Origin of the sequence: Streptococcus mitis, assembly GCF_000722695.1 — a bacterium.
Lineage (GTDB): Bacteria > Bacillota > Bacilli > Lactobacillales > Streptococcaceae > Streptococcus > Streptococcus mitis_O.
Map to the genome: position 1 here is coordinate 1 of NZ_JPFU01000002.1, position 12,480 is coordinate 12,480.

General features: G+C 44.1%; 8 protein-coding genes, 2 tRNA genes, 3 rRNA genes, 1 other RNA gene and 3 pseudogenes. 16 read left to right on the forward strand and 1 reads right to left on the reverse strand.

Annotated elements, in window-relative coordinates; all coding sequences use genetic code 11:
- The first annotated feature begins 149 nt into the window (after positions 1–149).
- The 5 genes from SK629_RS00130 to SK629_RS00150 all read left to right on the forward strand — a co-directional run bounded on the left by SK629_RS00130 (position 150) and on the right by SK629_RS00150 (position 5,114).
- Positions 150–1,695 (forward strand): 16S ribosomal RNA (locus SK629_RS00130).
- 51 nt (positions 1,696–1,746) lie between these two features.
- A tRNA-Ala gene (locus SK629_RS00135) sits at positions 1,747–1,819 on the forward strand.
- A 123-nt stretch (positions 1,820–1,942) separates the two neighbouring features.
- A 23S ribosomal RNA gene (locus SK629_RS00140) occupies positions 1,943–4,843 on the forward strand.
- Between the two features lie 76 nt (positions 4,844–4,919).
- Positions 4,920–5,035: ribosomal RNA gene (gene rrf / locus SK629_RS00145) — 5S ribosomal RNA — on the forward strand.
- The 16S, 23S and 5S rRNA genes sit together here with 2 tRNA genes alongside, the layout of an rRNA operon.
- 5 nt (positions 5,036–5,040) lie before the next feature.
- Positions 5,041–5,114: transfer RNA gene (locus tag SK629_RS00150), tRNA-Asn, on the forward strand.
- Positions 5,115–5,189: 75 nt separating this feature from the next.
- On the opposite strand, the pseudogene SK629_RS00155 reads toward SK629_RS00150, so the two are convergent.
- Positions 5,190–5,486, reverse strand: a pseudogene (locus tag SK629_RS00155) (transposase family protein); the annotation flags it as partial.
- 441 nt (positions 5,487–5,927) lie between these two features.
- Here SK629_RS00155 and comW point away from each other — a divergent pair.
- The 11 genes and pseudogenes from comW (at position 5,928) to SK629_RS00200 (ending at position 12,469) form a co-directional block, all read left to right on the forward strand.
- A complete protein-coding gene (gene comW / locus SK629_RS00160) occupies positions 5,928–6,164 on the forward strand; it encodes a sigma(X)-activator ComW (RefSeq protein WP_042900061.1) in 237 nt (78 codons plus the stop codon).
- Positions 6,165–6,394: 230 nt separating this feature from the next.
- A complete protein-coding gene (locus SK629_RS00165; RefSeq protein WP_001832534.1) occupies positions 6,395–7,681 on the forward strand; it encodes an adenylosuccinate synthase in 1,287 nt (428 codons plus the stop codon).
- A gap of 200 nt (positions 7,682–7,881) precedes the next feature.
- The gene (gene tadA / locus SK629_RS00170; protein ID WP_042900062.1) at positions 7,882–8,349 is read left to right on the forward strand and encodes a tRNA adenosine(34) deaminase TadA; all 468 of its coding nucleotides are present in this window, start codon (positions 7,882–7,884) and stop codon (positions 8,347–8,349) included.
- A gap of 32 nt (positions 8,350–8,381) precedes the next feature.
- Positions 8,382–8,480, forward strand: an RNA gene (gene ffs / locus SK629_RS11050) — signal recognition particle sRNA small type.
- Positions 8,481–8,535: 55 nt separating this feature from the next.
- Positions 8,536–8,979: a dUTP diphosphatase gene (locus SK629_RS00175; RefSeq protein ID WP_000701984.1), complete on the forward strand. Its 444-nt coding sequence runs from the start codon at positions 8,536–8,538 to the stop codon at positions 8,977–8,979.
- A 1-nt stretch (position 8,980) separates the two neighbouring features.
- Positions 8,981–9,520 carry a histidine phosphatase family protein gene (locus tag SK629_RS00180; protein WP_042900064.1) on the forward strand — a complete coding sequence of 180 codons (540 nt, stop codon included), beginning with the start codon at positions 8,981–8,983 and terminating at the stop codon, positions 9,518–9,520.
- A gap of 10 nt (positions 9,521–9,530) precedes the next feature.
- Positions 9,531–9,692: pseudogene (locus tag SK629_RS11915) on the forward strand (DNA repair protein RadA); the annotation flags it as partial.
- Positions 9,688–9,990: pseudogene (locus SK629_RS00185) on the forward strand (isochorismatase family protein); the annotation flags it as partial. The pseudogenes SK629_RS11915 and SK629_RS00185, both read left to right, overlap by 5 nt.
- An 18-nt stretch (positions 9,991–10,008) precedes the next feature.
- A complete protein-coding gene (locus SK629_RS00190; RefSeq protein WP_042900065.1) occupies positions 10,009–10,524 on the forward strand; it encodes a histidine phosphatase family protein in 516 nt (171 codons plus the stop codon).
- A 10-nt stretch (positions 10,525–10,534) separates the two neighbouring features.
- Positions 10,535–11,899 (forward strand): DNA repair protein RadA, encoded by a 1,365-nt coding sequence (gene radA, locus SK629_RS00195; RefSeq protein ID WP_135783528.1) that lies wholly within the window; start codon positions 10,535–10,537, stop codon positions 11,897–11,899.
- A 72-nt stretch (positions 11,900–11,971) separates the two neighbouring features.
- Positions 11,972–12,469 (forward strand): beta-class carbonic anhydrase, encoded by a 498-nt coding sequence (locus SK629_RS00200; protein ID WP_004237611.1) that lies wholly within the window; start codon positions 11,972–11,974, stop codon positions 12,467–12,469.
- Positions 12,470–12,480: the final 11 nt, after the last annotated feature.

Consider the following 12,480-nt stretch of genomic DNA (forward strand, 5'->3'; position numbering starts at 1 on the left):
AGTTGTCACTTGAGAGAAGCGAGTGACAAAGACCTTTGAAAACTGAACAAGACGAACCAATGTGCAGGGCGCTACAACAATTGTTGTAGTACTGAACAATGAAAAAACAATAAATCTGTCAGTGACAGAAATGAGTGAGAACTCAAACTTTTAATGAGAGTTTGATCCTGGCTCAGGACGAACGCTGGCGGCGTGCCTAATACATGCAAGTAGAACGCTGAAGGAGGAGCTTGCTCTTCTGGATGAGTTGCGAACGGGTGAGTAACGCGTAGGTAACCTGCCTGGTAGCGGGGGATAACTATTGGAAACGATAGCTAATACCGCATAATAGCAGTTGTTGCATGACAACTGTTTGAAAGGTGCAATTGCATCACTACCAGATGGACCTGCGTTGTATTAGCTAGTTGGTGGGGTAACGGCTCACCAAGGCGACGATACATAGCCGACCTGAGAGGGTGATCGGCCACACTGGGACTGAGACACGGCCCAGACTCCTACGGGAGGCAGCAGTAGGGAATCTTCGGCAATGGACGGAAGTCTGACCGAGCAACGCCGCGTGAGTGAAGAAGGTTTTCGGATCGTAAAGCTCTGTTGTAAGAGAAGAACGAGTGTGAGAGTGGAAAGTTCACACTGTGACGGTATCTTACCAGAAAGGGACGGCTAACTACGTGCCAGCAGCCGCGGTAATACGTAGGTCCCGAGCGTTGTCCGGATTTATTGGGCGTAAAGCGAGCGCAGGCGGTTAGATAAGTCTGAAGTTAAAGGCTGTGGCTTAACCATAGTACGCTTTGGAAACTGTTTAACTTGAGTGCAAGAGGGGAGAGTGGAATTCCATGTGTAGCGGTGAAATGCGTAGATATATGGAGGAACACCGGTGGCGAAAGCGGCTCTCTGGCTTGTAACTGACGCTGAGGCTCGAAAGCGTGGGGAGCAAACAGGATTAGATACCCTGGTAGTCCACGCCGTAAACGATGAGTGCTAGGTGTTAGACCCTTTCCGGGGTTTAGTGCCGTAGCTAACGCATTAAGCACTCCGCCTGGGGAGTACGACCGCAAGGTTGAAACTCAAAGGAATTGACGGGGGCCCGCACAAGCGGTGGAGCATGTGGTTTAATTCGAAGCAACGCGAAGAACCTTACCAGGTCTTGACATCCCTCTGACCGCTCTAGAGATAGAGCTTTCCTTCGGGACAGAGGTGACAGGTGGTGCATGGTTGTCGTCAGCTCGTGTCGTGAGATGTTGGGTTAAGTCCCGCAACGAGCGCAACCCCTATTGTTAGTTGCCATCATTCAGTTGGGCACTCTAGCGAGACTGCCGGTAATAAACCGGAGGAAGGTGGGGATGACGTCAAATCATCATGCCCCTTATGACCTGGGCTACACACGTGCTACAATGGCTGGTACAACGAGTCGCAAGCCGGTGACGGCAAGCTAATCTCTTAAAGCCAGTCTCAGTTCGGATTGTAGGCTGCAACTCGCCTACATGAAGTCGGAATCGCTAGTAATCGCGGATCAGCACGCCGCGGTGAATACGTTCCCGGGCCTTGTACACACCGCCCGTCACACCACGAGAGTTTGTAACACCCGAAGTCGGTGAGGTAACCGTAAGGAGCCAGCCGCCTAAGGTGGGATAGATGATTGGGGTGAAGTCGTAACAAGGTAGCCGTATCGGAAGGTGCGGCTGGATCACCTCCTTTCTAAGGATAAGGAACTGCGCATTGGTCTTGTTTAGTCTTGAGAGGTCTTGTGGGGCCTTAGCTCAGCTGGGAGAGCGCCTGCTTTGCACGCAGGAGGTCAGCGGTTCGATCCCGCTAGGCTCCATTGGTGAGAGAATCATCAAGTAATGCACATTGAAAATTGAATATCTATATCAAATAGTAACAAGAAAATAAACCGAAACGCTGTAGTATTAATAAGAGTTTATGACTGAAAGGTCAAAAATAAGGTTAAGTTAATAAGGGCGCACGGTGGATGCCTTGGCACTAGGAGCCGAAGAAGGACGTGACAAACGACGATATGCCTTGGGTAGCTGTAAGTAAGCGATGATCCAGGGATTTCCGAATGGGGGAACCCAACAGGTACTACCTGTTACCCGCATCTGTTAAGGATGTGAGGAGGAAGACGCAGTGAACTGAAACATCTAAGTAGCTGCAGGAAGAGAAAGCAAAAGCGATTGCCTTAGTAGCGGCGAGCGAAACGGCAGAAGGGCAAACCGAAGAGTTTACTCTTCGGGGTTGTAGGACTGCAATGTGGACTCAAAGATTATAGAAGAATGATTTGGGAAGATCAGCCAAAGAGAGTAATAGCCTCGTATTTAAAATAGTCTTTGTACCTAGCAATATCCTGAGTACGGCGGGACACGCGAAATCCCGTCGGAATCTGGGAGGACCATCTCCCAACCCTAAATACTCCCTAGTGACCGATAGTGAACCAGTACCGTGAGGGAAAGGTGAAAAGCACCCCGGAAGGGGAGTGAAATAGAACCTGAAACCGTGTGCCTACAACAAGTTCGAGCCCGTTAATGGGTGAGAGCGTGCCTTTTGTAGAATGAACCGGCGAGTTACGTTATGATGCGAGGTTAAGTTGAAGAGACGGAGCCGTAGGGAAACCGAGTCTGAATAGGGCGCCTTAGTATCATGACGTAGACCCGAAACCATGTGACCTACCCATGAGCAGGTTGAAGGTGCGGTAAGACGCACTGGAGGACCGAACCAGGGCACGTTGAAAAGTGCTTGGATGACTTGTGGGTAGCGGAGAAATTCCAAACGAACTTGGAGATAGCTGGTTCTCTCCGAAATAGCTTTAGGGCTAGCGTCGACATAAAGATTCTTGGATGTAGAGCACTGTTTGGGTGAGGGGTCCATCCCGGATTACCAATCTCAGATAAACTCCGAATGCCAATGAATTATGGTCGGCAGTCAGACTGCGAGTGCTAAGATCCGTAGTCGAAAGGGAAACAGCCCAGACCACCAGCTAAGGTCCCAAAATAATTGTTAAGTGGAAAAGGATGTGGGGTTGCACAGACAACTAGGATGTTAGCTTAGAAGCAGCTATTCATTCAAAGAGTGCGTAATAGCTCACTAGTCGAGTGACCCTGCGCCGAAAATGTACCGGGGCTAAAACAATTTACCGAAGCTGTGGATACCTTTATAGGTATGGTAGGAGAGCGTTCTATGTGTGAAGAAGGTGTACCGTGAGGAGTGCTGGAACGCATAGAAGTGAGAATGCCGGTATGAGTAGCGAAAGACAGGTGAGAATCCTGTCCACCGTAAGACTAAGGTTTCCAGGGGAAGGCTCGTCCGCCCTGGGTTAGTCGGGACCTAAGGAGAGACCGAAAGGTGTATCCGATGGACAACAGGTTGATATTCCTGTACTAGAGTATGTAGTGATGGAGGGACGCAGTAGGCTAACTAAAGCAGACGATTGGAAGTGTCTGTCTAAGCAGTGAGGTGTGAACTGAGTTAAATGCTTAGTTCTGTAACATTGAGCTGTGATGGGGAGCGAAGTTTAGTAGCGAAGTTAGTGACGTCACACTGCCAAGAAAAGCTTCTAGCGTTTAAACATACTCTACCCGTACCGCAAACCGACACAGGTAGTCGAGGCGAGTAGCCTCAGGTGAGCGAGAGAACTCTCGTTAAGGAACTCGGCAAAATGACCCCGTAACTTCGGGAGAAGGGGTGCTGACTTTAAGTCAGCCGCAGTGAATAGGCCCAAGCAACTGTTTATCAAAAACACAGCTCTCTGCTAAATCGTAAGATGATGTATAGGGGGTGACGCCTGCCCGGTGCTGGAAGGTTAAGAGGAGTGCTTAGCGCAAGCGAAGGTATGAATTGAAGCCCCAGTAAACGGCGGCCGTAACTATAACGGTCCTAAGGTAGCGAAATTCCTTGTCGGGTAAGTTCCGACCCGCACGAAAGGCGTAATGATTTGGGCACTGTCTCAACGAGAGACTCGGTGAAATTTTAGTACCTGTGAAGATGCAGGTTACCCGCGACAGGACGGAAAGACCCCATGGAGCTTTACTGCAGTTTGATATTGAGTGTCTGTACCACATGTACAGGATAGGTAGGAGTCTACGAGATCGGGACGCCAGTTTCGAAGGAGACGTTGTTGGGATACTACCCTTGTGTTATGGCCACTCTAACCCAGATAGGTGATCCCTATCGGAGACAGTGTCTGACGGGCAGTTTGACTGGGGCGGTCGCCTCCTAAAAGGTAACGGAGGCGCCCAAAGGTTCCCTCAGAATGGTTGGAAATCATTCGCAGAGTGTAAAGGTATAAGGGAGCTTGACTGCGAGAGCTACAACTCGAGCAGGGACGAAAGTCGGGCTTAGTGATCCGGTGGTTCCGTATGGAAGGGCCATCGCTCAACGGATAAAAGCTACCCTGGGGATAACAGGCTTATCTCCCCCAAGAGTTCACATCGACGGGGAGGTTTGGCACCTCGATGTCGGCTCGTCGCATCCTGGGGCTGTAGTCGGTCCCAAGGGTTGGGCTGTTCGCCCATTAAAGCGGCACGCGAGCTGGGTTCAGAACGTCGTGAGACAGTTCGGTCCCTATCCGTCGCGGGCGTAGGAAATTTGAGAGGATCTGCTCCTAGTACGAGAGGACCAGAGTGGACTTACCGCTGGTGTACCAGTTGTCTTGCCAAAGGCATCGCTGGGTAGCTATGTAGGGAAGGGATAAACGCTGAAAGCATCTAAGTGTGAAACCCACCTCAAGATGAGATTTCCCATGATTTTATATCAGTAAGAGCCCTGAGAGATGATCAGGTAGATAGGTTAGAAGTGGAAGTGTGGCGACACATGTAGCGGACTAATACTAATAGCTCGAGGACTTATCCAAAGTAACTGAGAATATGAAAGCGTATGGTTTTCTTGATTTGAATAGATATTCAATTTTGAGTAGGTATTACTCAGAGTTAAGTGACGATAGCCTAGGAGATACACCTGTACCCATGCCGAACACAGAAGTTAAGCCCTAGAACGCCGGAAGTAGTTGGGGGTTGCCCCCTGTGAGATATGGAAGTCGCTTAGCTTTATTCCGCCATAGCTCAGTTGGTAGTAGCGCATGACTGTTAATCATGATGTCGTAGGTTCGAGTCCTACTGGCGGAGTAGTTAATTAAAGGAGGTTTCGACCTCTTTTTGTTTTGTAATTAATAATCTGTCTCGCACCTAATGACAAGTGATATTTTTCTTGACGAGATAGGTCTCTGCTACCATCATTTTAGAACAATGATAGCACTTGAATCGACGCTTTCTAAGGAGGATTCTGGTAAGCATATCAGTCGTTTCGAGGTAAGGAATTTTAGAAGGTTTTTGGAAGTCATATTTAGCCATTTGTCCATGACAGTTGTGAGATTTAGGTGCAGGATAATCTAGCTTAGCGATAATTTCTTTATGCGTTCCAGCATCCAGATAGTCCAATATTATGATGTTCTTGTCTTTAATGTCAAGTAATTTTGTGATAAAGTGTAATTGTTCCATATGATTCTTTGTAATGATGATTTGGTGGCTTTTCATTATAGGTCATATGGGACTTTTTTTACACAAAAATAGGCTTCATAATATCTATAGGGGATTTACCCACTACAAATATTATAGAGCCTTGTCTTTTTCTTAATTATTATGGTGCTTCATTTCTATTCAATCACTTCATAGTTCTGACTCAAGTTCGTTGAAGAACTCTCGAGAAATATTTATTACTATTGAAATAGAGTAGGATAATTTTGTCAATCATTTATAGGAATTTATTTATTTTTAGGGATTTAATAGTTTGTTTTTGATATAAGGTATTTATTCTATTCTGTCAATTTTTCTTATTTTTTATCTTGTTGAGGTTGGTATTTGTACAATTCAGGAATTATTAATGATTAATTATAATTTTTTGTTAGAATAAGGTCATAAAAAGTAAAGGAGTGTATGCTTATGCTACAAAGTATTTATGATCAGATGACTGATTTCTATGACAGTATCGAAGAAGAGTATGCTACTTTCTTTGATAATAGTTGGGAATGGGAACATTTTCATTTTAAATTTTTGATTTATTATTTAGTTAGATATGGCATTGGGTGTCGTAGGGATTTTATTGTTTACCATTATCGTGTTGCTTATCGTTTGTATCTTGAAAAGATGATAATGAATCGGGGTTTTATTTCTTGTTGAGACAGTTTGATTAAATTTCCGAACAAATCTACTTTTTTATGGAAAGATAATAACAAATAGCTGGTTATTTTTCTAAATTATTTTTTAATAGTTGGAAATAGCAAATCTTTCTATTGTTTCTTCTTGATAAAAAGGCGATTTTTTCTTATAATAAATTGTAAGATATAATTGTGGGTGAGATTCCTGCCATGTATGTGAGAAAGGAAGAGCCTGAGGGCTCAGACAAGATTATGACTTCAGTTGTTGTTGTAGGTACCCAATGGGGTGATGAAGGTAAAGGGAAGATTACAGACTTCCTTTCAGCGAATGCAGAGGTGATTGCACGTTACCAAGGTGGTGATAATGCAGGTCACACGATTGTGATTGATGGTAAGAAATTTAAGTTGCACTTGATTCCCTCTGGGATTTTCTTCCCTGAAAAAATCTCTGTTATTGGGAATGGTATGGTTGTAAATCCTAAATCTCTTGTGAAAGAGTTGAGCTATCTTCATGAGGAGGGGGTTACAACTGATAACTTGCGTATTTCTGATCGCGCGCATGTTATTTTGCCTTACCATATCGAGTTGGATCGTTTGCAAGAAGAAGCTAAAGGTGACAATAAGATTGGTACTACAATCAAGGGAATTGGTCCAGCTTATATGGACAAGGCTGCTCGTGTTGGAATTCGTATCGCAGATCTTCTGGATAAAGATATTTTCCGTGAGCGTTTAGAACGTAACCTTGCTGAGAAGAATCGTCTCTTTGAAAAATTGTATGACAGTAAAGCGATTGCTTTCGATGATATTTTTGAAGAGTATTATGAATATGGTCAACAAATCAAAAAATATGTGACCGATACATCTGTCATTTTGAATGATGCGCTTGATAATGGTAAACGTGTACTTTTTGAAGGTGCACAAGGTGTTATGCTAGATATCGACCAAGGTACTTATCCATTCGTTACGTCATCAAACCCTGTAGCTGGTGGTGTGACGATCGGTTCAGGTGTTGGTCCAAGTAAGATTGACAAGGTTGTAGGTGTATGTAAAGCCTATACGAGTCGTGTAGGAGACGGTCCTTTCCCAACTGAGTTGTTTGATGAAGTAGGAGAACGTATCCGTGAAGTAGGTCATGAATATGGTACAACAACTGGTCGTCCACGTCGTGTGGGTTGGTTTGATTCAGTTGTCATGCGTCATAGCCGTCGCGTTTCTGGTATTACTAACCTTTCATTGAACTCTATCGATGTTTTGAGTGGTTTGGATACGGTGAAAATCTGTGTGGCTTATGATCTGGATGGTCAACGTATTGATTACTATCCAGCTAGTCTTGAGCAATTGAAACGTTGTAAGCCTATCTATGAAGAGTTGCCAGGTTGGTCAGAAGACATCACTGGAGTTCGTAATTTGGAAGATCTTCCTGAGAATGCGCGTAACTATGTTCGTCGTGTGAGTGAATTGGTTGGCGTTCGTATTTCTACTTTCTCAGTAGGTCCTGGTCGTGAACAAACAAATATTTTAGAAAGTGTTTGGTCGTAAGAGATTTTTAAGATTTGTTTAAGATAGGTCGGGTATACTATAGACAGTTACAAGAAGACCTCCTAACTTGTTGTAACAAATATCCTAAACTTTTCTTTTTCATAATAATCTCCCTATAGAGTCACCGCATTCGGTGGCTTTTTTTGTGTTTGGATTCATGATATAATAATAAAATCGATAAGTAGGAAAAGGGAAAAGAGATGGTTTATACGCTTGAAGAAAAAGAAGTCTTTATGAGGGAGGCTTTGAGAGAAGCTGAGATTGCCTTGGAACACGATGAAATTCCAATCGGTTGTGTAATTGTCAAGGACGGGGAAATCATTGGTCGTGGGCATAATGCGCGTGAGGAATTACAGCGAGCGGTTATGCACGCGGAGATTATGGCTATAGAGAATGCAAACTTTAGTGAGGAGAGTTGGCGCTTGCTGGATTGCACACTTTTTGTGACTATTGAGCCTTGTGTCATGTGTAGTGGGGCGATTGGGCTTGCCCGTATTCCAAACGTGGTCTATGGGGCTAAAAACCAGAAATTCGGCGCTGCGGGGAGTTTGTACGATATCTTGACAGATGAGCGTCTCAATCATCGTGTGGAGGTTGAAACGGGAATTTTGGAAGATGAATGCGCAGCTATTATGCAGGATTTTTTTAGAAATAGACGGAAAAAATAATTTTACTTTTAAAATGAATAGGAATGTGATATAATTAATAGTGGAGCAACAGTTCTGCGTGAAGCGGGTCAGGGGAGGAATCCAGCAGCCCTAAGCGATTTGAATTGTGTGCTCTTTTTTTCGTGCTTTTTCCGAATAAATAAGATAGAATAATCTAGAACAAATGATAATAGAAAAGAGAAGAATATGAAAATTCGTGGTTTTGAATTGGTTTCGAGTTTTACAGATGAAAATTTATTGCCCAAGCGTGAGACGGCGCATGCGGCTGGTTACGACTTAAAGGTTGCTGTGCGTACGGTTATTGCTCCAGGAGAGATTGTATTGGTTCCGACAGGGGTTAAGGCTTATATGCAACCGACTGAGGTTCTTTACCTCTATGATCGTTCTTCAAACCCTCGTAAGAAGGGTTTGGTGTTAATCAACTCAGTTGGGGTCATTGATGGGGATTATTATGGCAATCCTGGGAATGAAGGGCATATTTTTGCGCAGATGAAGAATATCACAGACCAAGAAGTGATTCTCGAAGTTGGGGAACGTGTTGTCCAGGCTGTTTTTGCACCATTTTTAATCGCAGATGGAGATGAGGCAGACGGCGTGCGGACTGGTGGTTTTGGTTCGACAGGACACTAGGATGAAGATTATCTTTGTACGTCACGGGGAGCCAGATTATAGTATGCTTGATAAACTTGAAAATTCGCAACTCTATAGTGGTTTTGGTCGTGATTTAGCACCATTGACAGGAAAAGGTCGCAGTCTGGCAAAAGAGGTTGCTAAAACTGCATGTTTTGGAAAGGCAGAGATTATTATTTCATCGTCTGTGACGAGGGCTTTAGAAACAGCACATTATATAGCAGTTGAAACAGGATTGGACTTATTTGTGGAGCCGTTTTTTCATGAGTGGCGTCCAGACTTAGATGGCACTAACTCTGATTTAACTAGTGTATTGGTAGCTCATGAATATTATCTAAAACATCAAGGAGGTTTATCTGAAGATTCTCCTTATCGCTATGAAACTGATCTAGAGATGCGTCATCGTTTTTTAAGAGCTTTGGAAAAATATAAAAATTATAAAACTATTATCATTGTAACTCACGGAATGCTCATGCGCCAGTTTGTGCCAAATGAGAAGATTGATTTTTGCCAAGTGATTGAGTGTGAGTTAGAGATATAGAAAGAGGTTTATCATCGCAAAGAAAAAAGCGACATTTGTATGTCAAAATTGTGGGTATAATTCCCCTAAATATCTGGGGCGTTGTCCCAACTGTGGATCTTGGTCTTCTTTTGTAGAAGAGGTTGAGGTTGCCGAGGTAAAGAATGCGCGTGTGTCCTTGACGGGGGAGAAAAGACAGAAAGAAGAAATTTGCGACCGGCTTGCTGCTTGTATCTTCTCGTATCTTTGAGAAGCGTCGGGCTTCTTGCTTTACTAATCCAGATTTAAAAGATTTTTTAGAGGAAAAGGGTGCTAAAAGCATAGAGTTTATAGGGGTAGATGGCAATGGTTGTGTTAAGGCTTCCGTTTTGGCAGCTACCAAGGAGAATTATCAGGTTTCTGTCGATTTGTCTGCTGTCGGAGTTGCCAACCAGAAGAAATTCTCTAAAACACTGAAGCAGTGGCAAGATTGCGGAATCAAGATTGGATAGTTTTATGGGGATCTTAATATGAAAATTATTTTTATCCGTCACGGGGAGCCAAATTACCGTGAGTTAGAGGAGCGTTCTTATACGGGATTTGGGATAGATTTGGCGCCCTTGTCTGAGAAGGGACGGCAGCAAGCTCAGGAACTGAGCACCAATCTTTTACTCCCTTCAGCTGAAATAATCATATCTTCTTCAGTCACAAGAGCTTTAGAAACGGCTTCTTATGTAGTTTGTGCTACGGGACTTCCTTTGAGAGTGGAGCCTTTATTACATGAATGGCAGGTCTATGAAACTGGAATAGAAAATTTTGAAACGGCTAGAAGACTATTTCTAGAAAATCATGGGGAGTTACTTCCTAATAGTCCTATTCAATATGAGACAGCTATGGAAATGAGGTCTCGTTTTCTAGAATGTATGTCTAAGTATCGAGAACATCAGACTGTGGTAGTTGTTGCTCATCGAATGCTCATGCGCCAGTTTGTGCCAAATGAGAAGATTGATTTTTGCCAAGTGATTGAGTGTGAGTTAGAGATATAGAAAGAGGTTTATCATCGCAAAGAAAAAAGCGACATTTGTATGTCAAAATTGTGGGTATAATTCCCCTAAATATCTGGGACGTTGTCCTAACTGTGGGTCTTGGTCTTCCTTTGTAGAAGAGGTTGAGGTTGCCGAGGTCAAAAATGCGCGTGTGTCTTTAACAGGTGAGAAAACCAAGCCCATGAAACTAGCTGAGGTGACTTCAATCAACGTTAATCGAACCAAGACGGAGATGGAGGAATTCAACCGTGTACTTGGGGGAGGAGTGGTACCAGGAAGTCTCGTCCTCATAGGTGGGGATCCTGGGATTGGAAAATCAACCCTTCTCCTACAAGTCTCAACCCAGTTGTCTCAAGTGGGGACTGTTCTCTACGTCAGTGGGGAGGAGTCTGCTCAGCAAATCAAGTTGCGAGCGGAACGCTTGGGAGATATTGATAGCGAGTTTTATCTCTATGCAGAGACCAATATGCAGAGTGTTAGAGCTGAGGTGGAGCGCATCCAACCAGACTTCCTCATTATTGACTCCATTCAGACTATTATGTCTCCTGAGATTTCAGGGGTGCAGGGATCTGTTTCTCAAGTGCGTGAGGTGACGGCTGAGCTTATGCAACTGGCCAAGACCAATAACATTGCCATCTTTATCGTAGGTCATGTGACCAAGGAAGGAACCTTGGCTGGTCCTCGTATGCTAGAGCATATGGTGGATACGGTGCTTTACTTTGAAGGGGAGCGCCACCATACCTTTCGTATTTTAAGAGCGGTCAAAAACCGTTTTGGTTCTACCAATGAAATTGGGATTTTTGAGATGCAGTCGGGCGGCTTGGTTGAGGTACTCAATCCGAGTCAAGTTTTCCTAGAAGAGCGTTTGGATGGAGCGACTGGTTCGTCAATTGTTGTGACCATGGAAGGGACGCGTCCGATTTTGGCGGAGGTTCAGGCTTTGGTAACGCCGACCATGTTTGGAAATGCCAAGCGTACTACGACAGGACTTGACTTCAATCGTGCTAGCTTGATTATGGCTGTTTTGGAGAAACGGGCAGGATTGCTTCTCCAAAATCAGGATGCTTACCTCAAATCTGCTGGGGGTGTAAAATTGGATGAACCTGCAATTGACTTAGCCGTTGCTGTTGCCATTGCTTCGAGCTATAAAGACAAGCCAACTAATCCTCAGGAATGTTTTGTGGGAGAACTGGGATTGACAGGAGAAATTCGGCGCGTGAATCGTATCGAGCAGCGTATTAATGAAGCTGCTAAACTGGGCTTTACTAAGATTTATGTACCCAAAAATTCCTTGACAGGAATCACTCCGCCCAAAGAAATTCAGGTTATTGGGGTGACAACGATTCAGGAAGTTTTGAAAAAGGTTTTTGCTTAATCTGTGACAAATCCTCTTAAAAATGATAAGATAGGAGAAATATTTGACTATCAAATTTTCGAGGAGGGAATCGTGTCGTATTTTGAACAGTTTATGCAAGCCAATCAGGCTTATGTTGCCCTACATGGGCAGTTAAATCTGCCACTTAAACCCAAAACAAGAGTGGCTATTGTGACCTGTATGGACTCTCGTCTGCACGTTGCGCAAGCTTTGGGATTGGCACTTGGGGATGCTCATATCTTGCGGAATGCAGGTGGTCGAGTGACAGAAGACATGATTCGTTCGCTGGTTATTTCCCAGCAACAAATGGGGACAAGAGAGATTGTGGTATTGCACCATACAGACTGTGGTGCTCAGACTTTTGAAAATGGTCCTTTTCAGGAGTATTTAAAAGAGGAACTAGGTGTCGATGTGTCAGACCAGGACTTCTTGCCCTTCCAAGATATAGAGGAGAGTGTACGTGAGGATATGCAACTCCTTATCGAGTCTCCCCTAATACCAGATGATGTCATTATCTCTGGTGCTATTTACGATGTGGATACAGGAAGTATGACAGTCGTAGAATTATAAACACTTCATTT